Origin of the sequence: Flavobacterium sangjuense, assembly GCF_004797125.1 — a bacterium.
Classification (GTDB): Bacteria; Bacteroidota; Bacteroidia; order Flavobacteriales; family Flavobacteriaceae; genus Flavobacterium; species Flavobacterium sangjuense.
Map to the genome: position 1 here is coordinate 2,734,368 of NZ_CP038810.1, position 25,729 is coordinate 2,760,096.

The 25,729-nt window shown below is 35.6% G+C and carries 16 protein-coding genes; 4 read left to right on the forward strand and 12 right to left on the reverse strand.

Annotation, left to right across the window (positions count from 1 at the left end; all coding sequences use genetic code 11):
• Positions 1-5 precede the first annotated feature (5 nt).
• Positions 6-3,533 (forward strand): DUF6443 domain-containing protein, encoded by a 3,528-nt coding sequence (locus GS03_RS11890; protein ID WP_136152763.1) that lies wholly within the window; start codon positions 6-8, stop codon positions 3,531-3,533.
• The gene (locus GS03_RS11895; protein ID WP_136152764.1) at positions 3,530-3,991 is read left to right on the forward strand and encodes a hypothetical protein; all 462 of its coding nucleotides are present in this window, start codon (positions 3,530-3,532) and stop codon (positions 3,989-3,991) included. The genes GS03_RS11890 and GS03_RS11895 overlap by 4 nt, the downstream gene beginning before the upstream one ends.
• Positions 3,992-4,684: 693 nt before the next feature.
• Here the strand turns inward: GS03_RS11895 and GS03_RS11900 are convergent.
• Genes GS03_RS11900 through GS03_RS11925 form a run of 6 tightly spaced genes read right to left on the reverse strand, consistent with a single transcriptional unit; the run spans position 4,685 to position 10,909 of the window.
• Positions 4,685-5,413 (reverse strand): rhamnogalacturonan acetylesterase, encoded by a 729-nt coding sequence (locus GS03_RS11900; RefSeq protein WP_136152765.1) that lies wholly within the window; start codon positions 5,411-5,413, stop codon positions 4,685-4,687.
• A 10-nt stretch (positions 5,414-5,423) separates the two neighbouring features.
• Positions 5,424-6,788: a glycoside hydrolase family 28 protein gene (locus GS03_RS11905; protein ID WP_136152766.1), complete on the reverse strand. Its 1,365-nt coding sequence runs from the start codon at positions 6,786-6,788 to the stop codon at positions 5,424-5,426.
• Positions 6,789-6,790: 2 nt separating this feature from the next.
• Complete coding sequence (locus GS03_RS11910) at positions 6,791-7,795, reverse strand: pectinesterase family protein (RefSeq protein WP_136152767.1); 1,005 nt, start codon at positions 7,793-7,795, stop codon at positions 6,791-6,793.
• 3 nt (positions 7,796-7,798) lie between these two features.
• Positions 7,799-8,974 (reverse strand): glycoside hydrolase family 88/105 protein, encoded by a 1,176-nt coding sequence (locus tag GS03_RS11915; RefSeq protein ID WP_136152768.1) that lies wholly within the window; start codon positions 8,972-8,974, stop codon positions 7,799-7,801.
• Between the two features lie 14 nt (positions 8,975-8,988).
• Complete coding sequence (locus tag GS03_RS11920) at positions 8,989-9,960, reverse strand: DUF4861 family protein (RefSeq protein WP_136152769.1); 972 nt, start codon at positions 9,958-9,960, stop codon at positions 8,989-8,991.
• Between the two features lie 13 nt (positions 9,961-9,973).
• Positions 9,974-10,909, reverse strand: a complete 936-nt coding sequence (locus GS03_RS11925; RefSeq protein ID WP_136152770.1) for an alpha/beta hydrolase family protein — start codon at positions 10,907-10,909, stop codon at positions 9,974-9,976.
• Between the two features lie 310 nt (positions 10,910-11,219).
• Here GS03_RS11925 and GS03_RS11930 point away from each other — a divergent pair, with 310 nt between their 5' ends.
• Together GS03_RS11930 and GS03_RS11935 are read left to right on the forward strand one after the other, a co-directional pair.
• Positions 11,220-13,697 (forward strand): pectate lyase family protein, encoded by a 2,478-nt coding sequence (locus GS03_RS11930; protein ID WP_136152771.1) that lies wholly within the window; start codon positions 11,220-11,222, stop codon positions 13,695-13,697.
• A gap of 71 nt (positions 13,698-13,768) precedes the next feature.
• The gene (locus tag GS03_RS11935) at positions 13,769-15,304 is read left to right on the forward strand and encodes a right-handed parallel beta-helix repeat-containing protein (RefSeq protein WP_168710303.1); all 1,536 of its coding nucleotides are present in this window, start codon (positions 13,769-13,771) and stop codon (positions 15,302-15,304) included.
• A gap of 84 nt (positions 15,305-15,388) precedes the next feature.
• On the opposite strand, the gene GS03_RS11940 is transcribed toward GS03_RS11935, so the two are convergent.
• From GS03_RS11940 to GS03_RS11965, 6 genes are all read right to left on the reverse strand, one after another.
• The gene (locus GS03_RS11940) at positions 15,389-16,219 is read right to left on the reverse strand and encodes a T9SS type A sorting domain-containing protein (protein ID WP_168710304.1); all 831 of its coding nucleotides are present in this window, start codon (positions 16,217-16,219) and stop codon (positions 15,389-15,391) included.
• Positions 16,220-16,539: 320 nt separating this feature from the next.
• A complete protein-coding gene (locus GS03_RS11945) occupies positions 16,540-17,877 on the reverse strand; it encodes a pectate lyase family protein (RefSeq protein ID WP_136152773.1) in 1,338 nt (445 codons plus the stop codon).
• 89 nt (positions 17,878-17,966) lie between these two features.
• Positions 17,967-21,626, reverse strand: a complete 3,660-nt coding sequence (locus GS03_RS11950; RefSeq protein ID WP_136152774.1) for a T9SS type A sorting domain-containing protein — start codon at positions 21,624-21,626, stop codon at positions 17,967-17,969.
• A 76-nt stretch (positions 21,627-21,702) separates the two neighbouring features.
• Positions 21,703-22,812 (reverse strand): pectate lyase, encoded by a 1,110-nt coding sequence (gene pelA / locus GS03_RS11955; protein WP_136152775.1) that lies wholly within the window; start codon positions 22,810-22,812, stop codon positions 21,703-21,705.
• A gap of 3 nt (positions 22,813-22,815) precedes the next feature.
• Positions 22,816-24,441 carry a glycoside hydrolase family 43 protein gene (locus GS03_RS11960; RefSeq protein ID WP_246034082.1) on the reverse strand — a complete coding sequence of 542 codons (1,626 nt, stop codon included), beginning with the start codon at positions 24,439-24,441 and terminating at the stop codon, positions 22,816-22,818.
• An 18-nt stretch (positions 24,442-24,459) separates the two neighbouring features.
• Positions 24,460-25,674 carry a glycoside hydrolase family 88/105 protein gene (locus tag GS03_RS11965; protein WP_136152777.1) on the reverse strand — a complete coding sequence of 405 codons (1,215 nt, stop codon included), beginning with the start codon at positions 25,672-25,674 and terminating at the stop codon, positions 24,460-24,462.
• Between the last annotated feature and the right edge of the window lie 55 nt (positions 25,675-25,729).

Below are 25,729 nucleotides of genomic sequence, written 5' to 3' on the forward strand. Positions count from 1 at the left end.
TAGCTATGAAAAAGATAATAGTATTCATTTCAATAGTAGTCCCTTTTATTGTTTTAGGACAAAGTACGGACCAGAATTATGTTAAAAGTACTGTATATAAAACACCAACAGACAGAAGTATCCTTAATCCAATACCTGAACAAGTTACCCAAAATGTTACTTATTTTGACGGCTTAGGAAGGCCAATTCAGAAAATAGCGCATAAACAATCAGGAAAAGGGGATGATATTGTAACACATATCGAGTATGATGCGTTTGGAAGACAAACGAAAGAGTACCTGCCAATAGTCAATGGACACACCTTGGAATATCATAATATTGATAACACTGCTGTACAAAGTTATTATAGCCCCCCTGCTTTTTCGGGTTTGGAATACACTGATTATCCTTATAGCGAGAAACTTCTTGAGTCTTCACCACTTAATCGGGTGATGAAGCAAGCTGCTCCGGGTGATGACTGGCATATGGGTGGCGGTCATGAAGTAAAATTTGATTATCAGACTAATGATAAATATGAAGTGAAACTTTATACAGCCAGTTCTGATTTTGTTGCCAATACCATTACTTTAGGAAATGGCGGTGGCGGTGTGTTTTATGAAGTCAACGAATTATACAAAACCATTACAACTGACGAGAACAATAATGACACGCAGGAGTTTAAGGATAAGGAAGGACGTGTGGTGTTGAAAAGAGTATATGGCACTTCGGTAGTTGGCAGCACAGAAACACAGGTGTGGCATGAAACTTATTATGTCTATGACCAGTATGGTAACCTTACTTTTGTCATTCCACCGTTGGTGAATGATGCAGGAAGCCAGTTGGAGGTTTTATGCTACCAGTACAAATATGATTACAGAAATAGGTTGATAGAAAAAAAGATACCAGGAAAACAATGGGAATATATTGCTTATAATAGCCAAAATATGCCTGTTGCTACAGGGCCGGTTAAAAACCCGTGGGGAAGCAATACGTGGGGGTGGTTAGTTACCAAATATGATGTTTTTGGAAGAGTAGTCTATACTGGATGGGTTGAGGGTACTGATTTTAAAGAGGAAAGAGTAACCATCGAGTCATATTTAAATGCTACTGAATGGTTTGAGAATTTTACAAGTGAACCAACAACAATCGATGATATTCCGGTTAATTATTCAAACCAAACTAAACCTCTAAATATGAAATTACTTACTATAAATTACTATGATAATTATTCTTATGTTGGAGCACCAACACTACCGTCTGGTGTAGAAGGCGTAGATGTTTTACCAAGTGTAAAATCATTAGCCACCGGAAATTGGGTCCGAATATTAGATAATCCAAACAATACTAATAGCGAGTTGTCTTATTCATTGTATGATTCTAAAGGCAGAGCGATAAGAACTCACAAAACCAATTATTTGGGCGGATATACTACCGTTGATAGTAAATTAGATTTTGTAGGTAAACCAATTTATACCAATACTTATCATAAGAGAGTTGCTACCAGCAATGAGGTTGTTGTAAAAGATACTTATGAATACACGCCAGAAGACAGGCTGCTTAGTCATACACATCAGATAAACGCTGGTGGTATTGAAGAGCTCATTGCCAAGAATGATTATGATGATTTAGGACGACTAATTATAAAACAAGTTGGTGGTCAGGATATTACTAACTATGTTGGTTTGCAAAAAGTAGATTATGGCTACAACATAAGAGGATGGCTAACAGACATTAACTATGTTGATGGTTTGACACCCCATGAAGGGACTGCTGATTTGTTTGCTTTTAAAATTAATTACAACACAGTTGAAAACAATGTAAGTAACCAGGTAAAAGCATTGTATAATGGTAATATTTCTGAAACTTTTTGGCGAAGCAGTACAGATAATGTACTTAGAAAATATGGGTATCAGTATGATAATCTGAATAGATTAAAGAATTCTTTTTATCAGAAACCGAATAACGTTGTACCGGTTACTAATATGTTTAATGAGCAAATGAGTTATGATAAAAACGGAAATATTCAAACCCTGCTACGCAATGGTGATTTTGATTCCGATTTTTATGGTGCTATACAGATTGATAATTTGAGTTATGTTTATGACCCAGACAAGAAAAATCAATTACTAAAAGTAACAGACGCTACCAATAGTCCAAAGGGTTTTAGAGATGACAGTAATGGTACTAATGACGTTAATGATGATTATATGTATGATATAAATGGTAATTTAATTAGAGATGAAAATAAGTTTATTAACAACATTACATACAATCACTTAAACCTACCGGTTCTAATATTTTTTGGGAATGGTGATAGAATTGATTATCTTTATGACGCTACAGGGCAAAAGAAAAGCAAGAAAGTAACACGTGAACTTAGTGAAGCAATAACAGATTATATAGATGGCTATCAGTATACCGATACAATCTTAAATTTTTTTCCACATGCTGAGGGTTACGTAAATGTTACCCCTTGTGCTGAATGCGAGAATCAAATGCGGTTTAATTATGTGTACCAGTATAAGGATCATTTGGGCAATATTAGAGTAAGTTATGGTTATGACGAAGTAGATGAAGAAATAAAAATTATTGAAGAAAACCATTATTATCCTTTTGGATTAAAACATACCAAATATAACTCGGAAAAGAATGAATATGTACTGGATGAAGAGTATCCTGAGAGAACAAAAATAGTAGAGTTACCTCCAGGTGAGAAGGAGATATATAAGTATAAATACAATGGTAAGGAATGGCAGGATGAGCTAGGGCTTAACATGTACGACTATGGTGCACGGAATTATGACCCTGCATTAGGGCGATGGATGAATATGGACCCATTGGCTGAACAGTACAGAAGATGGTCACCCTACACCTACGCTATGGATAACCCTGTGTATTTCATTGACCCTGATGGGATGAGGACGACCGCTGCTTCGGCCAAGAACGATGATGCTGCGACTGACAATGGAGAAGCAAGGGATTTACAAGAATGGGTAGCAAGAGCTGGTAAACGTGGCAAGCCTGGTTTTGTTTATAATGGTTGGGATGAAGGGAATGGAAATCCCCCTAAAAAAGATGAAAATGGAAATCCCCCTAAAAAAGGTAAAAAGGGAAATATTTTAAATTGGTTTACATCAGAGGCAGGTGCATTATATGATGTTGCCGAGGATGATGAAACAAATATCGATGGAGTTGTAATTGTGTATGCTCATGCTAGTCCTAACCTTATTGTTGGACCCTATGGGACGATTGAGACTCCCGAAGCCTTTGATGAAATTTTAAAAGAGCAAAGTCCAGCGTGGAAAAATTTTAGGGAAAATGGAGGTAAATTGACATTAGTAATAAAAGGATGCAGTACAGGTGTAGAAGGAGGAATAGCACAACAATTCTCAGATTTTTTCGAAGGTCTGACAGTTATCGGAGCTACTAATAGATATTCAGCTAAATCCTTTGCGGGTGTAATAAGTTGGGAAACAGGCGTTATAAATGGAGGAAATTGGAATGTTTATTATAATAATACATTAGTTAATACATTTAAAGGAATTAAAAAATGAAAAAAGTAATTATTTTATTATCGTTAATTATAATTGGTTGCACCCAAAAAAACGATGGTAAGTTAACCGAAGATGAAATCAAAGGATTAAGAAACAAGGCTATAAATTTAGGAGATAAGAATTCTTACGCTCAACTAATTGCATACTATCAAAATAGTAAAAGTTATGATTTACTTCCATATTCATTTATTATGGCAAAAAAGTACAATAATCCAGATGCTTTTCTGGCAATATATCAGGACTTAATAAAACTGGAAAATAATGGAAAATTTAATGAATCATTGATTTCAAATTTAAAAAAGGAAGAGATAAATTATATATTGTCACTTTTAAAAAGAGGTGCCGAATTAAATGACATAGATTGTAAGGTTTTTTTAGCTCGTCATTATAGAAATGGTTTTGGTGTACCAAAAAATGAAAAAATTGCAGATAGTCTTATGAATAGTATTAATAAGTAATGTTCTAAAATTAGAGTAATGTTCCAAAGTTATTGATGGCGCTTTTTTAATGAGCTAACTAATTGAAAAACAATAAAAATTAAGCGCAAAAAAAGAGGCGAGCTATTTAGCTCGTCTTTATTTATGTTTGTTAATATCTTAAAACGAATAAAATGATTAAAAATGCAACCTAGTGTTTCAAAGTTAGTGGTGCTTTACTAACATTTACAAAAAAAGGAAATGAATATTTATAAAACAATAATTATTTTACAAGACAATAATTGTAATATAAAATAATCAATAAAAATTGAAACAACCTATTGTTAAATTTACTATTTTTAGCCTGCTTATTTCAAAGCGATTTAAAAGCAGTGGACCTATAGGTGTACCTGTAAAAATCGACCCCTGATAAGCCTTGAAAATACTGACGTCATCTAAAGAATAGCGGAGCCTCTTTCTCCGCAAAGGAAACCCGAAACGAAAGTTTCGGGTTTTTTTATTTCCCAACCGCGCCAAAAGCTCGCTTTTGCAAGCGGCTGGGAAATAAAAAAACAATGCCTTTGAAAAAGGCATTAGGGTTTCCTTTGCTCAGGATTCCCCGGAATGGGATCACGGTAGTAATCCCCTATCAAAACTTCACTTTTCCTTCGCCAGTCGCTAACGCTCGTGTCCTCTCAGGGCTCAACGAAGCTAATCCCATATCAAACACTGGCTTTACTTAATATACTCAACTAAAAGCTTCATCTTCTTCAACTCCCTTATCACTATCTCAGAAATTTCAATAGCCCCTTTTTTACTCAGGTGGGTATCGTCTGATTTGCCTTCGGGATAATAAGGTACTTCGCCGGGTTTATAATGCAGATGCAGTGCTGCCGATTTTTCGGGACCGTATGCTTTTTCTAATTCTTCCGAATAATATTCCAAATCGATAAATGGCACCTGGTATTCCTGCGCTACCAATCGGGCTTCCTGAGGATATTCGCCATGAGTGCTGATTAAAACGCCTTTTTCATTGAAATTTCTTCTGGCAATGGAGGAAAATAAAATAGGAATAGCTCCCTTTTCACGTGCTTCAGTTATGAATTTGATTAAATTATGGCGGTAAGCGGTATGTGGATTGGTGTATCTGGTAGAGTCTTCCACTTTTGCATCATTATGTCCAAATTGAATAAAAACATAATCGCGTGGTTTGAGTACTTTATAAATGGAATCCCAACGTCCCTGATCAATAAAACTCTTGGTGCTTCTGCCATTAACCGCTTTATTAACTACTTTAATCTTATTGTTTAAAAATGCCGGAAATACTTGTAACCAACCGTGCTCCGGGTTTTCATTTGGCTTAACTTTATTGGCCATGGTGGAATCACCAATACCGTAAAGTTTTACTTCTTGGGCTGATGCAGTTACTACTAAAAATAATAATATAAGGAAGCTGTATTTCATGGTGCCGGATTTAGTGTTTAAGCGAATTGCTTACCGATGTCGGTACTGTTGCTTTTTGTCCGATGATAACCTCATTTACAGTTACATTTTCTGTATGCTGAAGTGTCATTCCGTTCTTGGCTGATTTTATTTCGATGTTATTCAAAAATACATTACGAACTTTCTTCAAAGGATATCCCTGAATAATCAGCGCCGTTTCACGGGCTTTGTTACACGTAATATCAGACAAATAAATATCAGACACGGCTGAAGGAAACTCAGTACCTTCTCCCATATAATTCGCTGTGATATAAATGCAGTCTTCCACCTCATCAAGCTGAATATTTCTGATAAAAATATTTTTGATGAATCCACCTCTATCTGCATTGGTTTTGAAATAGATACCGCGCTTTAGGTAGCCCGTCGTTTTGCAGTTCTCAACATAAATATTTTTGATTCCAGCCGACATCTCGCTGCCTAAAACAACGCCATGCAACCCTTTGAATCTGCAATTTCTGACCACAATATTTTGGCTTGAAAAATCCGAATTCGCTCTCCCTTCATGGTCTCTTCCTGCTTTGATGGCAATGTTATCATCGGCGTTGTTAAAGTCGATGTTCTCAATCAAAACATCTTTGGAATATTCCGGATCAACTCCGTCGTTATTCGCATTGAAAGCATTGTATTTCAATCCGCGGACAGTAATGCTTTCTGACTTTAGCAAATGAATACACCAAAAAGGCGAGTCTTCAATGGTGACATTTTCAACCAAAATGTTTTTACAATCTAAAAACTGAATCAATTGTGGTCTTAAAAAATGTCCGGCGCCAAACTTTCTCTCAATTACGGGAACACCTTTATGATTCATTTCACGCGTCAGCTTTTTGTCTGCTCCTTCTTTGCTTTTGAAACTGTTCCAAATATCGTGTCCTTCTCCATCAATCGTACCTTCACCGCTTATGCAAATATTGCTGCAGTTGTTGGCATAAATAAGCGGACTGTAATTGTAAATCATTGTGCCTTCCCAACTCGTTAAAACCATAGGCAAATAATGATTCGGATTATCGCTGAAGCGGATTTTGGCACCTTTTTCCAGCTGAAGTTTTACGTTGCTTACAAAATGAATTGGGCCGTTTAGCGTATAAATTCCTTTTGGGACAATAATAATTCCGCCTTTTTTCTTTTTACACAACGCCATAGCTTTATCAAAAGCAGGTTTATCATTGCTGATGGAATCGCCTTTAGCACCTAATTTGGAAACAGTAATGGTATAATCGGGAATTTTCGGCAGCTGAATTCGGTTGACAATGGCATTTACAGAATCTGTTGGAAACGGATTTTGCTGCGCAACGGCAGTTAATGAAATCAACAAAAAGGCTATGATTCTAATTCCCATATTTATTTTTTTACCTGTGATTCCCATTGGTGGATATCTTTCAGAAAGTCGGTTCCAATAACATTTTCGGCCTTATATTTTTTGGCTTGTGATTTAGTTAACTGATGAGACCAAGGCACTCTTGTTGCCGGAGAATAACCTTCTCCCGTACATTTATATTCGGCATAAAAGCTGTTCTTTTCGGCATCGGGTTTTGACCAATTGTGCCAGCCTTCGGGTAAAATATGCTTACCCAAAGTACAGCTTACGAAAACTGTTTTGGCATAAATTCGCCATGGTCTTCCTAAATAAACTTTTGAAGTAGCGGCATTTGAAGTCAAATTACAATTTTTAAAAACATAACCAAAATCAGCACCTTCCGGAGTTGAAGCAGCTGTGATGTAAGAATCTTTTTTGGAGTGGATTTCGCAATCTTCAAACCAAGCCGTAGCACTTCCGAAAATGAAATCGGTTGTTCCTTCAATATAGCAGTTTTTAAAGTATTGACATCCTTTTCCGGAAGCATAAAGCGTATCTTGATTTCCTAGAATTCGGCAATCGATAACCGCTACCCTATTTGAAAAAACAGATAGCGCCACTGCTTGTCCAACATCGCCTGAAGCGTTTTCAATCGTAAGATTTTTGAGCAGCACATCATTTGCCTCAACCAACAAAGTATAGGTGTAAAACGTACTGTTTATACCCAAATTAACTTTGTTGAAGTAATCATCAAATGTTATAATCGTATTTTCTTTGCTTTCGCCAATCAAAGACAGATTGGTATTCCACTCATGGATTTTTAATTTCTCTTTATAGGTTCCGTTTTTGATAAAAATGGTTATTCTTTGATACGGAAAAGATTTGGAATCGTTAATGGCAGCCTGAATGGTAGTGTAATCACCGGAACCGTCCTGAGCTACAATTTTATAAAAAGCTGCCTCTGTTTTGCCTGCAGTTTGTGAAACAACATTTGAAAATGAAATAAAAACAATTGCAAAAGTGAATACTATTTTCTTAAGGTTTTTCATTTTTTATCTGTTTAATTCCAATGCGGCTAAAATAAAGGCTCCGACTCCAACAGAATTGTCAATGTTCTTCTTGGAATCTGCATAATATTTATTGGAACCATCTCTGAATGGATTTCCACCCAAACCAATTCCCTGGCTGATCTGGCTTAAATGAACTTCATCATCTTTGACCGTTACCAATTCTTTTAAAAGGCCGTCAAAAGCTTTGTTCGCAATTTTTTTAAAACGCTTTGGAAGATATCCTTTGTTAACGCCTTTGGCAAAAGTATAGGCAAACATAGCCGTTCCTGATGCTTCTAAATAATTTCCGTCGGTGTTTCCTTTATCTGTTATTTGGTACCACAAACCCGATGCGTCCTGCTGCTTTTCTAGTGCCTTAGCAGCTTCATTTAAATAGGCTGCCAGTTCTTTGTATTTTGGATGATTCTTAGGAAAATAATCCAATGCATCTACTAATGCCATGACATACCAGCCAACACCTCTTGACCAAATGGTTGGCGAATTTCCTGTTTCCTTATTTGCCCAAGCGATTTCCTTACTTTCATCCCAGGCATGATAAGGCAGTTTTGCAATCGGATCAAACGAATGATTGTGAATCAGCTCAAATTGGTTTACAACATCATCGAGATTTTTTCCGTTTTCGAATGTTGTAGTATAGTGTGTGTAAAATGGAGCTCCCATATAAATTCCGTCCAGCCACATTTGGTTTGGATAGATTTTTTTGTGCCAAAAGCCTCCTGATGGTGTTCGTGGCTGCTCTTCGATTTGCTTTTTTAAGGTTTGAATCGCCTTAAGATAGCGGCTGTCCTTAGTGTTGTCGTACAAATCAAAAAGAAGATTTCCAATTGTTAAGTGATCAATGTTGAACTCTTTACTTTCATAATGAGAAATTTCACCTGTGCTGTCTATAAAAAGATCAGCGTATTCTTTGGCGTAATTGTCGTATTTAGTATTCTTGGTTTTTTTATACAGACTTTCAAAAGCTATCAGAACGAAGGTTGGCTTATAATCTAATTTTGGTTTTTCCTGTTTGTCAATCTGCCAGACTTTTGGATGACGCTTCATTATGGAAAGAGCCATCCGTTCCGACCATTTTAAGCTGTCATTATTGACAATAGTTACAGCAGCAACTAAATTTATGCTTGATACAAAAACTAATGCTACTAGTATTCTTTTCATTGCTATTGCAAAAATTAGATTTTATTTTTACTATTCAGTACTGCCAACTTAGCGTCTAAGTAGTTGTAAAATTCCGCTTCAGTTTTGATTCCGTCTTTTTCCTGTTCCCAAGCGCCAAGTAAATAGAACGAAACCGGTTTTGTTGTTGGTTTGAATAGCAACAAATGGTCAAATTCTCCTTCAGTTTGTTTGTCTACAGTTGCTACTTCATAGAAAATAGCCATCCCTAAATTATCCGGCACTGGTGCTAATGTTTGTTTGCCATAGGTTGCAATATACGCCCATTTTTTATTGGCACTTTCTTTTTTAACCAAAGGGATTTCTTTAAAGCTAACAATCCCGGTACAAATACCTTCAATTTTTGCTGAAGCTTTGATAGTGTGTTTGGTATAACGCTCGTTTGGTTTTATCGATAGTTTAGATTCAAAATTAATTTTGTCATTAGCTGTTTTCCAACCATCGTATTTTACGGTTACAGAAGAACACTTCGCATTATTTTCGACTTTAGCAAAAGTAGAATCTACTTCTTTAAAATGGAGCACATCTTTTCCATCGAATCTTCCAATGGAACCAATCCCCAATGATTTTCCTGCTTTAAGAATATCCATTCCCCATGGACTCATATGATGATAGGATTCAAATCCGTCTTGTCCTACTTTAGACAAAACCAAGGTATCAGTCACTTTCCCAAAAATATCAATACAGTTTCTCCAATCCAAATACAATCGATATCCAACTTTACTGGATTCCCAACCCGGACCTTCATATCGGATAAAGAAAGAATGATCCCAATGTGATTTTGGCACTTTCAAGCTGGTCACATTCTTAAATGTTCCGCCTTCGTATTTTTGTCCGGTCCATGTTCCTCCTTCTTTTATAGAAAGCTCAGCATAAGTCTGGTTATTTTTTTTAACTTTTTTGTCCTGAGCATTTGCAGTTAGTTGAGAAACCAATAGGATTGCAGCAACGATTTTTAATGTTTTCATGAGTATAAATATATTATTTCTGTTTAAAAATTTTATCTAAAAATTGTGTTGAATTCTGAACAATCTCATCAAACCAAGGTTCAAAAAACCAAAATGAATGAGGTGAATTGGGCAATGCTTTTACTTCGTTGTAAATGGCATACTTATTCAGTCTTTCAATCATATCATTCTGTCCTGCATGAAATCGAGGCAGACTACTATTAATAAACAAAATGGGTGGTGTATGCTCATCGGTCTGATTCAGTGCTGATGCCTGATCCCAAACTTGAGGATTCTCTTCATAAGTTCCATTCAGCCATAATGCCGCAGCTTTTCCTTCTTGCGATTCCGGATGATGAAAAGCTAAAATGCCATCCATATCAATAATCGCCTGAACATTTGCATTTTGTTTGCTAGTATTTTTCTCTTCAAAAGCTGAATTCCCATTAGTTGTACCTATTAACGCTGCCATTTGTCCACCGGACGAGCAGCCCAGAACAGCAACTTTTGCCGGGTCAACATTAAATGTAAGCGCATTGGTTTTAATGTATTTTATAGCTTCCTTTACGTCTTTGATTGATGCCGGATACTTTGCTTCAGCCGTTAATCTGTATTCGACACTAAAGCAGGCATAACCCTTCGAAGCTATTTCTTGTGCGATATACTGCATTTGCGATTTATTGCCTGAACTCCATCCGCCTCCATGAATCAAAATCACTGCAGGCTGCAATGCTGATTGCTTTTTAAAGTAAGCGTCTAAATGCAATTCTCTTGAATTTATGCTTCTATAGACTACCTCTTTTAACCTGGTAATTTCTTTATTTTCCGGTTTTTGTACTATTTTAATGAACGGGAACTTCTTTACTTCTTTATTGTATGTACTCCATACAGTATAAGAAGTATCTACTTGAGTTTGTGAAAACAATTCAGATACTGTTAAACAGAAAAAAATAAGAAGTAAATTCTTCATGCAAAAAAACGATTATTAATGTAATCGATTACGCAAACCTAAATATTAATAAAGATACCACAAAAAAATTATACTTAAAGTTATATTAAATCTATAAGCATATAACTTTATTAGTATAAATAATACAAGTAAAAATTAATGATTTACATAATGTAAAAAAAAAGCGTAAAAATTACAGTAACAACAATATAAACACAAGATATTTAGCAGATCATTACTTGTTTTATGTTAAAACAGTTGCGCAAGAGAAAAAGAGTCATACATTTGTGCAATCGATTACATCATTAAAGGAATAAACTATTACGGAATTATGAAAAGACTATTTTACATCACATTTTTGTTCATGTCATTAAATATGGCAGCTCAGGTAACTATTACTCAGGCCACCGGATGGAAGGAATGTGCCTATGTAAAATGGGAACCACTTGAAGGTGTTGATTTCTATAGAGTGTATTATACCTGTGGTGCTTTGACCGATCAAATAATTGACACCCAACTTATCAGAAGTTATGGCAGTTATTTCCGTGCTGATGTTTTAGGGCTTGCTCCCGGCACCTATACAATGAAAGTTGTACCTGTTACAGCTGGTGTTGAAGGTACTCCTGCAGTATCGAGCAGCGTAACCGTAACGGCTCATGACAGAAATGGTTTTGCACATGAAGGCGGAAAAGTTCCCGGTGCTTACAATCTTGATGGTACTTTAAAAACCAATGCTGTTGTTTTATATATAACACAAAATACAAAGAACACCTGTTCTATGACTGTAACGGGTGCTACTGCAAATCCATGTGTAGGTTTACAGACTATACTTGACGGATTCAAAAAAGGAAATGATCTTCGTCCATTAGCTGTTAGGTTAATTGGAAATATTACTGATTTAAGTAATATGCTAAATGGAGATATCGTAATTGAAAATAAAAATACAGCCGGTAGTTCAATCACTTTTGAAGGTGTTGGTTCTGATGCATATTGCAATGGATGGGGAGTTCGTGTAAAAAGTGCTTCAAACATTGAAATCCGTAATCTTGGTTTTATGCTTACCAATGCAGCTGAAGGCGATAATATTGGACTACAACAAGACAATGACCATGTCTGGATTCACAATAATGATATGTTTTATGGTGCTGCCGGTGGCGACGCTGATCAGGCTAAAGGTGACGGTGCATTGGACTGCAAAAGATCAACTTATGTAACCATGTCATACAATCACTTTTGGGATAGCGGAAAATGCAATCTTTTGGGATTAAGTGAGGCTACAACTACTGATTTATACGTTACTTATCACCACAATTGGTATGATCATTCTGACTCACGTCATCCACGTGTTCGTTATTATTCTGCTCATATTTATAATAATTATTTTGATGGAAATTCAAAATATGGTTCGGGATCAACTTTAGGTTCTTCATTGTTTGTGGAAGGTAATTACTTCCGTAACTGTAAATATCCAATGCTTACTTCACAACAAGGTACAGATATCTATAATAGTCCGGAAGGCACTTTTTCGGGAGAAGACGGAGGAACAATTAAAGCTTTCAACAACAGCATGAGTGGCCAAACAAGATTTGTTGCCTATGATGCCGTTAATTTCCCGGTTCAGTTTGATGCTTATGTAGCTACCACCAGAAATGAAACGATACCAAGTAGTATCACTTCCCGTCTTGGCGGAAATAGCTATAACAACTTTGACACTAACCCGGCTTTATATGTTAACTCATTGGTTGTTGAAGATCCAACTACGGCAAGAGATAATGTAATTGCTTATTCAGGTCGTGTTGGTGCAGGTGATTTAACCTGGACATTTAACAATGGTGCTGATGACACTTCATCTGCCGTAAATACAGGATTAGCTGCTGCATTGGCTGGCTATACTTCCAGTTTAGTATATATTCAGGGTGAAGCTGTTGTAATTCCAAATACGCAAACATTAAACGTTCCTAACAACAATGATCAAATCGTTTTGAGTGGTCCTATGGCTGATATGGTATTTACCTGGGGAGGATCTGCAACAGATGCTACAGTAAACGGATTACCTGCGTCCGGAATTGACTATGTAAAAGATACCGTTGCCAAAACAATTACAGTATCCGGAACTCCTACTGCTGATGTGTCGTTTACAGTTACAACTAGTGGCCCTACAGGAACACCGGTAACTGGATCCGGAACGATTACAACAAATAATATCCCTACCGGAGATGAAATACATAATTTCACTTTACAAACATTGAATAGTTCTTTCTATACATTTACGTCTTGCAATATGAATAGTACGCCTGGTTCGGCAACCTATGATGGTTTGACATTGACAGCACGTTTAAAAATGGAAACAGCTACTTCTATTACCTATACAACGCCAGCCATTTCGACTTTAACTTTGGTATGTGATCCAACATTTAATGGACCTATTAAACTTGATAATGTAAATTATACAACTTCAGGTGGAATTGTTGTTATACCTTCAGTTCCTGCCGGTGCTCATACAATTTCAAAAGGAAGTACTACAAATCTTTATTATATTAAAACAGAATACACACTTGGTTTAGGAGAAAATCCAAATCAGCAAAAATTAGTACTGTACCCAAATCCGGTAACAAACACATTAAATATTGCTGCTTCCGATTCTGAGGTAATACAAGAAATAGCGGTATACAACATTATCGGTCAGCAAGTGAAAAATGTCAAAGGAGATATTAGATTGATCGACATGAGTGACTTAAGAAACGGAACTTATTTAGTAAAAGTGCAAACAGATCACGGTATATTCAATGGAAAAATAGTTAAAAATTAGGTTATAATTAGTGCAGTAAAAGACCTTCTTAGTAATTAAGAAGGTTTTTTTTCAATTTAAATTATAAAAAAATGAAATGTCTTTTCACAATTATAGTACTACTCCCTTTTTATACTTTTTCTCAACTGTATGTTTCCCCAACAGGTTTATCGGGTAATAGTGGCACCATTGGTAGTCCTACCACTTTACAAAATGCATTGAGTATAGTTAGCCCAGGTCAAACTATTTATATGCGAGGTGGTACCTATAATTTCAATAGTACTATTGTGATTGCCAGAACAAACAGCGGGACTGCCGGAAACCTTAAACGAATAGAAGCATATACTGATGAAACTCCAATTCTTAACTTTTCAGCACAAGCAGAAGCAAGTGGAAACCGAGGTATTGTATTGGATGGTTTATATTGGTACATCAAAGGGATTACCATTAAAAGAGCCGGAGATAACGGCATGTTGCTTTCCGGAAACTTCAATACAATAGATAATTGTGTTTTTGAAAAAAACAGAGATACAGGACTTCAAATAAGCAGATACAACAGTGCTTACACCACCATAAGTCAATGGCCATCAAATAACTTGATTTTGAATTGTGAGGCGTTTGACAACAAAGATGTTTTAGCTGAAAATGCAGATGGTTTTGCAGCTAAACTTACCTGTGGATCAGGCAATGTTTTTCGTGGATGCATCGCTCATAATAACATTGATGATGGTTGGGATTTATTCACAAATACTGCTACCGGACCAATTGGAGTAGTATCCTTTGAAAACTGCGTTGCCTATAACAATGGAACACTGACAGATGGAACTACATCTGTTAATGGAGATAAAAACGGCTTTAAACTTGGCGGAAGTGGCATCCCTGTAAATCACATTGTAAGACGCTGTATTGCTTTTGGTAACGGGCAACATGGCTTTACCGACAACAATAATTTAGGGTCTATTGAAGTGACAAATAATACTTCTTTCAATAATACCAATTCCAATTATAATTTTCGCGCAGGCGGAACTCATCAATTCAGGAATAATGTTTCTTATAATTCGGGAAGCAATGATGTAACAACCGGAACTAATGTTGGGGCTTCTAATGTTTGGTTTGTAAATCAACTAAGCACCAACGGAAGAACACCTCCAATCGTTTCCAGTGCTGCTGACTTCATCTCTCTAATGCCTCCAACGGTAATGAAAAACGCTGATGGAAGTCCAAATTTGGGTAATTTCGTTGCCTTAAACTTAAGTAGTGATTTTATAAATGCAGGAGTTACAACCACCGGAATTTTATTTAATGGAAGCGCACCGGATTTAGGAGCAAGAGAAACAGGCGCTCCTTTATCAACAATATTTCCGGAAAGTCAACATTTTGAAGCCAAGATATTCCCTAATCCGACAACGAATGCAGCTATTCATTTGAATGTAATTAGTCCAGAAGCAATAGAAACTACGATTACATTATTTTCTATTAATGGGCAAATTTTATCAACATTGAAAAAAGAAGTAGCTATAGGAGAAAATGAAATTGAAATTAATAATGCTCTACTTTCTAAAGGTTTGTATTTTCTAACTATTCAATCCGATAGCTTTAGTACAACTTTGAAAGTTATAGTTAAATAAGAGCATAATCGTTTATAAAAAAAAGCGGTCTCGTTAGGAAACGAGACCGCTTTTTTTATGTAACTAATTAAACTGAAGTTCTAATTATTGTACTACTACTTTAACCGATTTTTGACCTTCTTCTGATTTAATTTTTAGAATGTAAACACCAGCATTTAAAACATCAAAACTAGTATCTGCCTCTGTATTGATAGTTCTAATTAAAGCTCCCGTTACTGAGTAAACTTCAACTTGAGTTTTTGACAATACATTAGACAAATGAATTTGACGACCATTTGTATATGCTTTTACAGGTGATGTAGTTTGAAAATCATTGTTAGCAAGAACAGTATTTACAGTTGCTCCTACAACACTAACTTTATAAAGGTTACATGCAGCATCAGCATAGATATAATATCTACCGGCAGCAGTAGCATTTGCAGTAACAATTACTAAATCTGCATTACCCCCTGAATTTGAAGCACCAGAACCTACAGTAGCAGTACCATCAGTAACATACACTGTTCTCACAGTACCGTTACTTCCTGTTTTAAACCATACTTTTACAGTACATGCACCATTCACATCAAAAAAGATATAACGTTGTGTTGGCATAGGAATGAATCCACCGGCAGAAGGATATCCTGCACCATTCAATTGAAATCTATTCACAGCCGTAAATCCATCTGAAAATGATGCGGCACTTGCATTGATTGAACCGAAGTTTACAATATCTCCTGATGCACTTGGGTCATTAGAAAATAATCCTAAGTTATCTATGACAGCCTGAGTGTCTGCACCAATAGTTCCAACTCCCGAACCAGTTACAGGCCATGTTGTTGTGTCATTTCCAAAATCCCATATTTTGGTCTGTGCTTTTGTGATACTAGTAAAAAGCACCATCATTAAAGTAATTGAAAGTAATTTTGTTTTCATTTTAAAGAGTTTTTTGTTATTATTATTTATTTTTAAGTTAATTGTAATCGATTGCATAAAAGTAATATAATTTTTTGATTTCAAAAAAAATATCCTTTTTTTTTTATCATTATTATAATTTATCCAAATACTTTGTCAATAATTGATTATAATAACAAGCTTTTGGCTTCAAAAATCTATTTTTAAAGAAGGCTGTAATAGTTTTATACATTATCCTAACAAATTTAATTAATAAATGAACACTATGCGAAAATATTTTACTCATGCTATTTATTTTCACTGTTTTACAATGTTGTCGTTTGCTTTTAATTATATAATTATTATTTAACAAACTTCAAATTGGTTGTTTTGTTGTCTATTTCAATCTTACATATATAAACCCCTTTCTGTAAGCTTTCCATATTAAACTCAACTGTTTCATCAGAAGAGATATATTTTGAAAAATTGAAAACTTTTTGACCGCTCATAGAGTAAATATCAATTTTACCTTCTCCGGCGATATTGTTTAAAAAGTGGATTTTTAATGTATCATCAATCAAATTAGAAGAAATTTTAATTTTTGTATCAGAAACATTTTCATTAATTCCCAACGTACAGTTCGTTGGCGAAATTACGCCACCGGAAGTAACTTGTAACGTTGCTCCTGCACCACAAGTAGCATCCGTTAAAAAGGCTGACACTTCATTAACAGGCATTGCTGTTATTGTATATGTAGGTGTAGGTACTGTTCCAACATTACTACCTCCACTCAGGCAATTAGTGAATTTAATTCCGACTGTTCCACCATCCGAACTAACATAACTAGTATATACAGATCCTATGCTCGCAAAGTGTGTTTTTTCAACATAACAAGTAGAGTTGTTAGCCCCTCCACCTAAACCAATCGCTCTGGCACCTGATACGTTGGTACTATAATAGCAGTTGAGTATATGAAGTTCTGCATTTCTGGCTCTCGGCATTCTTTCTTTACATCCGTTTGCCCAATAACAATTTTTAAATGTAATACTGTAATGTCCATCTGCCGGAGCATCATTTTGATCTGATCCAATAAGATTTGAAAAACGATGGTCGTTTGATCCTCCTGAACCTCCTGCCACGGCAGCTTTCAAATAGGTGAATTTACACCAGGAAATCGTTACATTGTCTGCCAATCCTTTATTGTCAAAATTACCATCAATTCCGTCTTGAAACTCACAATGGTCTACCCAAACATTTGTCCCTTCATTGGTAAGATTATCTCTTCCATCAACATCATAAGCACCCGGACCTTCAAAAATAAGATTTCTTATAATTACGTTGTTAGAACCTGGTTTTATATTAAGTATTCCCGAATTAGCAGCCGAAGTTGTTGAATTACCCACAGTTATCTGCAAATTTCTAAGTCTTGCTCCGGGCAAACCTATGATGGTTTTATTATTCAATGTTACACTAGTATAAATACAATCAATAGTTCCTGAAACCAAAATCACTGCGTTAGCAGCTGATGTTGATTGAAGTGCATTTTTAAAAGTAGTATAAGTGCTTACCGTTACCGGAGTAGCATTACCTCCACCAGTGGCAGTGGCACCAAATCCTTCAGGAGCTGGCATATAATAGTTTTGCCCAAACGCCTTTATCATCGTCAAAAAGAAAAAGGCAATAATTAATTTTTTACTCATTTTTATTTATATTTTATTTTATGTCATTTAGTTAATACACCTACTCTATTTTTTTAATTATTATAGGATTGTATAAAAACTTTCAAATATTAAAACGTTAATAATTTAACTGATTTTTGTCCATCTTCTGCTTTTACATGCACTATCCACAAACCTTTACTTAAATTAAATTCAGTATCCGTATCGGTTTTGAATGATTTAACTAACGAACCGTTCATAGCATAAACTGCTACACTTGTATTCGATTTTACATTAGAAATAACAACAGTATTTTTAAAAGCATATACATTAACACCTGAATTAGGTTGAAAATCATTATTCCCCAGCGAATCATCCAAAATCAATTGCGGAAATGGATCCCAACTATCATTTCCTTGTGTGAAATTAAAAGTTGTAATAGGGCTACCATCATTTAAAATTGGATTGGTTAAAGAAGTGGACCATGAAGCTCTTGATGGCGTATTATTAACTCCTGAAATCTCAGTAGTACCATATTCATACATTCCACTTGAAGTACCTCCTAAAGTATTTTGCCACCCTAGAGGAACAATCAATGAATTACCAATGAATCCCGGATAATTTGAAGTTTCAATTGTAGTATTGTAGAAAACAACTTCACTAGTATTTGCTTGCCATGGACGTCCAAAATAACCTGGTTTTGCGCGGTAAACAGAAGCTGTTTCTATCAATGGTTCAGCCGAAGTAATAGTGCATTCATACATTAAAAAACCTCTTCCTGTTGTTTGTTGCGCTGCTGTTATATAGGCTTGGTCATTAGCCTGATCACTTACATTCATACTCAATTTAGACTGATAAAAGACTACATCCATTCCTCCAAAAATATAATCTACTGCACCCATGTAGTCTCCTTTATATACCGCAACTCTTGAACCTGTTCCTCCAAAAAATGAATCTTGGCGTCCAACAACTCTACACTTATTCAAAATTACTTTTTGAATATTATTTTTTATTGCTATCGCAGCTGCTCTTTCTACCATTGTTCTGTTTTGAACATTAGTATTACCTACATTTGTAGGTCTCACTCCCGGACTACCAACTGTCCATGCCAAAACGGTGTCTTGAGATTCTTTATTAGAAATATATTGGTTAAACGAATTTTCAAAAATAATTCCGTCAGCTTCAAAACCATCTGCACCAACTACTACAGTAGCATTCCAATAAGAACCATTAGTAGTTCCCGCTCCAACATTTTGATAAGATGCATATCCATTTGCTGTATTCACATTCAATACATCTTGGTGCCATTTTTGGTCCGAAGACATACTAAAATAGGTATATCCATGTCCGTAATACGAAGTAATTCTAACCGCATTGGCATCAATACTAACACCTCCATTTAAAAGAGCAGTACTAGGTGTAGTGGAAGCATTTTTTAATTTAACTAAAGGCTGATTAATTACTAACATTTCTTCATAATTACCCGGATCAATCATTATAGTTACTCTATCTGTACTTGTACGTATCATATTAGAAACAGCATCTAAAGCAGCGTTAATGGTTTGATAATCTTTATCAGTACCAACCGTAATTACCGGACTATAAGGAATACTTCCTCCAATTTTTATTTCGGTAAAATATGAAGTTGCACTAACGGCAATGTTTACATATCCCGCGGTAGATCCTGTATAAGTGTATTCAGTAATATCTATAAGTGAAGTCGTTCCCGTTGAGTTTACCGTTGTAATGGTTGCTCCTCCTTCAATTGAAAAACCTGCTGAATAATAATAGGTCACAGAAACTTTTTCTCCAGGATTTACCGGAACCTGAATTGTTCCGCCTGGTTGTCCAATCAAGTGACCTTGACTAATTGAATTGGATATATTACCTGTAAAAAGCATTCCTTTATAAGCAGATGTTGCAGTTGTGATAATCTTGTCATCAAATGACCAAACTGTAACCGGAACAAAATTTAACGTTTTTGAAGTACCAACACCATTTACTACTAAATTTGAAGTCAGTGCCAATTGAACGGGATAATTATCTAAACCAGAAGCTGACACAGAATAAGTCCCGTCTCGTAAAGCAATTCCTGAAATAGTAGTAAAATTATAGATATAACCACTTTCGTTCAAGTTTGTAAATGTCAAGTGTAGATTACTTTGTTGTGTAGGAGTTAATCCAGTAGTATTTATAGTTACATTATAAACTGGTTTTGCCGTAAAAGTAATATCAGAAGTTGTATCAGAAGTTGGAATAGTAATCGTATTCGTATCAATTTGATAGTCATTTACTCCATTTGCAGTAATAGTATAAGAAACATTTGCTTCTAACTGAACCGTATAAGTTCCATTAATTGCGTTGACAACCGGTGTTGGAGTATACACGGTTGCCGGATTAGCAACATAAGCTAAACTTAAGTTTGAAATGGCAGTCCCTAAACCCGTAATTGCGCCACTAACCTGATATAACGTAACCTGCAAAATAGTGATATCATGATTAAATGTTGAAGTTAGTACTGCAGTTAAATCTAAAGTAGTTCCATTGGTAATTATATATCCATTCGCATTAACCAAACTTATTGTATACGAATAACCTATTGGCAAGTTTGCATTATAAGTTCCATCCATATTCATTTGAGCTGTCCAAGACTTTCCGGCAGCATTGGTAAATACAACAGCATAATTACCTGGAATTCCTGCCGCTTGTGAAAGATCAATATCTCCAGAAACATTAGTATAAATTGCAGGTTTTCTCAATATTCTGTAAAAACTTGCTTTACCGTTAGCGGAATATATTTTAAATGTACTTGCATTTTTGGCAACAAATTTAGCCTCTGTAACACTCCCACTTGCAAAAGTAACATCTAACAAATCTGACTGTAACACTGGATTATTTTCATCTACAAAATTAAAAGCACCTGCAGCATCTGTTCTACAAATCACTGTTACTTGATCGTCTTCATTAAGCGTCATTCTCATAAATCTATTGGTTGGAACACCCGCAGATAAATTAGGTGTACCATTACAATAAACTCTTCCATTATGCGTAGTCACACTGGCAACATTAGCATCAAAACGAGTAAGATTGGTATTGATTGTTCTTAATCTATCGCCACTATTTCCAACCCAAGACAATGCTCCTGAAGTAAAACTAACCGGGAAATTAACTCCTGCTGTTCCGGGTACAGTTGCTCCATACCAAGAATTGATTACTGTTTCGTTTAATAAATTATTGTAATTACTAGTATCTAATTGAGTTGCTCCAAAATCCCAAACATCTGTAAGAACAACAGTTACCGGAAGATTGGTGACTTGTATTGCTGGTGTATACGCATTACTTCCACTAAACGTGAAGTACAATGTAGTTGCTCCACCAACATAATTAAATTCATAATACCCTGTTTGATCAGCCATGCCTGGATGTGCGTCTATATCAACATTTATAGAACCTAAATCACTTCCTGCTAGTACCGAACCTCCATTCATAGTACCGGCACTATAGACTGAACCATAAAAACGAATCGTATTGCTCCCACTTAAGACATCTATTTCTAAAGAATTTCCATTTTGAAAAACAACTCCATAACCAGTACTGTGCCATTTAGTTGTAGCTGCTTGCGTTCTTACTTTGCCATCCGGACTTGTAGTTGACGTAACAGAATCCCATTGAGTTCCTGTGTTTGTAAATGTAGATTGATTACCTAAATTATAAGTTGTTGTAGTTTGCCCACTAACAACAACAGATATCAAAAATAAAGGCATCAATAAATAAATGTTAATTTTTTTCATAATAAAAAATTTAATATTAAATAATTTGTAATCGATTGCATAATTAAAATAGGTTTTCCAAAGCTTAAATGGCAAACTAATTCTTTAATTTGTCTTTCCATTTCGGATAGTTCTTTAAAACTTCTTTTGGTTCATTAGTATACCAAGCATATCCATTTCTTCGCTCGTATCCAATTTCTGCTAAAGTTGCTTTTTTAATCCCATCTCTGTCACAAAAAAACGGAATGTTAGTGTCCAAATCCATAAAGCGCGCCCATAATGGTTCTGCATCAGGGCTATTCACAACAACTCTGTCTTTTTTATCACCATCACCTGTTGGCACATTTTCGATTTTAATTCCGGTGATTTTCACTTTTTCAAACCAGTTATAAGCAGCATCTACAGCATCTACAATTTCTTTAGATGGATTTTCTATCGACATCAAAAGCAAGGTAATTTTTGCTGATTCCTTTCCACTTAAAGAAGCCAATTCAAACGCTCTGGCGTCAGCAGGAAGCAGCGTAACCTCATCGTGTTGCGCACACCAGGACGTTAATGTTCCTTTTTGCTTGTATTGTGTTTTTAGGATACAGTCAATCCCTTTATCAAAAGCGCTCTGTGCCATCGACACTATTTCTGCTGGAGGTGTAAATGAATAATAGCCTGAGTTGTCTTTAATTTCCTTAAATAATTTCAGCACATTGACCATCGCATCATCATTGTAGGTGATGTGTTTCGCATATCCCTTTTTTACCGGGAAGAATTGAGGATAACCTCCATTGCCATATTGAGCAGAAATCAAATACATCAACCCTCTAAGGAAAGCAATTTTGTACTTTTCATTCGGCTGCTGCTTATTGATTTTAGATAAAAAAAGCATTTCCTGAACCGTGGCTCCATTATCAATAGTACAGCCATTAGGATCAGATTTCAAATCTAAAAGCTGTCTCTTTTCACTTTCAGATAATGGATTTTGCATTTGGGTATTTTTTGGCCAACCCCCAAAATCGCGTTGGTACAATAAAACGTTTTCGGCTACATTTTGTGCTTCTTCTGTTGCAAACCAAGCATCATCTTTGGATACAATAAATTTGTTCCAATCTGTTATCTTAGTGTGTTCCTTATTTTCAGCTTTTTTATCCTGTGCTACCGATTTACAGGAAACTGTAAAAAACACAAGTGCCAAAATTGTCGCTGTTTTTATCATCCTTTATATTTTATTAAATCTTATCCAATCTATTTTTACATTTCCGGCATTATTAATAAACCCATTGCGTTGCGCCACAAAGCCTACTTTTGAACCAATCCATTTCCCTTCTCTGGCTTTAAAAGGAATTCCGATGTTTTTAAAATCGGTTCCGTCTTCACTGTAAAGAAATGTACAAATTCCGTCTGCAAGAGCTTTAACCTGTAGGTAGACAATATTACCTTTTAATAAAACTGTAGCAGCTTCGCTTTCTGCCTGATTTTTATCTGCATTTAAGCATATCATTTGAGATAAATACAACTTACTCTCTGTCTGTTTTATCCTTAATAAGCAATAATCCAAGCCCATTACCAAAAATCCTGCCTCTTCTTCATCAAAATTAAAATTGACATTCAGTTTTGTAGTCGCTGTAAACTCTTCAGATGGGAATTTTTGCAGAAGCAAATTCGGTACATCAAAAAGATTCACTGCCTTTTTTGGTTTTGGAATACAATTCAGCATATAGTATCCGTAACTGCTTGGGAAACCCCAATTAATTTGAGGGTTGGCATGCCATTGCCATTGTAAATCTAACTTTGGTTTGCTAAATTCATCCGATTCTTTCTGGTAAACAACCGGATAGGATTTGCCAACATTTGGTTTTTTATAAGTCGAAACAGGCTCACCGATTCCATCACCATTCGTATCTATTCCAATTATAGGCCAATCGTTAATCCATTTCATTGGCTGCAGATGAACCACTCTTCCGATTATACCTTTGTCCTGAAAATGAATAAACCAATCTTCACCTGATTTAGTTTGAATCCATGCGCCTTGATGCGGTCCATTAACTTTAGATGCTCCCTGATCTAAAACTTTTTTATTCTCATAAGGACCATAAATATTTTTTGACCTGAATGCTGTTTGCCAACCTGTAGCTACTCCACCAGCCGGCGCAAAAATATAATAGTACCCATTTTTTTTGTAAATCTTCGGGCCTTCCAGTGTTGGTTCATCCTGATGACCATCAAATAAAAGCACTTCGTCATTATTAGCAACAGTTCCTTCAGCATTCATGGTACATCCAACCAATACGCTTTTGATTCCTGCGCGACTTCCTGCAAAAGCATAAACTAAATACGTTTTTCCATCATCATCCCAAAGTGGCGTTGGATCTATCAGCCCTTTTCCTTTTTTTACCAAAATTGGTTCTGACCATTGACCTTCTGCTTTTGTGGATTTGATCATGTAAATTCCATAATCAGGATCTGGGTAATAGATATAAAATTCTTTGTTATGGTATCGGATGCATGGTGCCCAAACACCTTTCCCATGTTGCGCTTTATTATAAAAATTAGATGGTATTTGCTTTTTTAATCCGTAATTAATCAGTTTCCAGTTGACCAAATCATTGGATTCAAGAATTGGTAGACCGGGAATACAATTGAAAGACGAAGCCGTCATATAAAATTTATCACCCACACGAATCACATCCGGATCAGAATAATCAGCATTTATAATTGGATTGGTGTAAGTTCCATCTCCATTATCCGAAACCCAGACCGATTTAGAAAATGAATCTGCACTCTCCTGTCCAAAAAGGAAAGAGCTAAAGAAGAAGCATAAAAAATAAATACTATTCTTTTTCATTTTCATCTGATGATAAATCTATTTATTCAATTCTAAAGCAGCGAGAATAAAAGAGCCTGTTGCTTTAGGGTCGTTATCTTTTTTCCGTTCATTCACATAATAGGAATAAGACCCGTCTCTGTATGGTTTCCCTCCAAGACCTGCTACAGCGCAAGCCTCAGTGATTGTAATCTCACCATCGGCTTCTGTTTTTATCAATTTTTTTGTCAATCCGTTGAAAGCTTTACAGGCAATTTTTTTAAATTTTTTAGGCAGGTATCCTTTGTTAGCGCCTTTAGCCAAAGCATAGGCAAACATAGAGGAACCTGATGATTCTAAATAATTCCCTTCGCTTCCTCCTTTGTCTGTTACCTGATACCAAAGTCCTGATTTGTCCTGAACTTTTGCTATGGCATTGGCAACGTTATTTAAATAAGTTATTAGTTCATTTCGCTTTGGATGATCTTTTGGGAAGTAATCCAACACATCAACTAATGCCATTATATACCATCCTATTGAGCGTGACCAAAAATTTGGAGAACAACCGGTTTCTTTATCTGCCCATGGCATTTCTTTGCTTTCATCCCAGCCATGATATAACAATCCTGTTTTTTTATCGGTAGCATGAAGCTGAATTAATTCAAATTGTTTGGCAATATCATCAAGGCTTGCTCCATTTTCGTATGTCACAGTATATTGTGCATAGAATGGTTCTCCCATATATAATCCATCGAGCCACATTTGATTAGGATACACTTTTTTGTGCCAAAATCCTCCACTTGCGGTTCTTGGTTGTTCCTGCAATTGTTTTCTGAGTTGTTTTAATACAGTTAAGTATCTTGAATCCTTAGTCGTATCATATAGGTTAAAAAGAATTCTTCCGGCAGTAACCATATCAATATTGTAAGTGTCGAATTTGTATGATTTGACTACGCCATCATTATCGATAGTCGCATCGGCATAACCTTTTATATAATCGTAATATTTTTTATCATTAGTCTTTTTGTATAATTTCTCTATTGAAGTCAAAACTAAACCATGAACGTAATCCCATTTAGGTTCTTTTTTTTCATCAATTTGATAGGCTTCCGGATAACGTTTCATTTCAGACAAAGCCATTCTTTCAGACCATTTTAAATCAGTCGGAATACTATTTGAAACGGGTTCTTTTTGGGCAACTACATTGAATCCAATAAAAACCATTAGAAGATTTAAAACTGTTCTTATTTTAAAAAAAGACATCTTATTTTTCATAATTTAAAATCAATAACTTACAGGAATTCTTAAAAGAATAATTATAGAAAAAGTA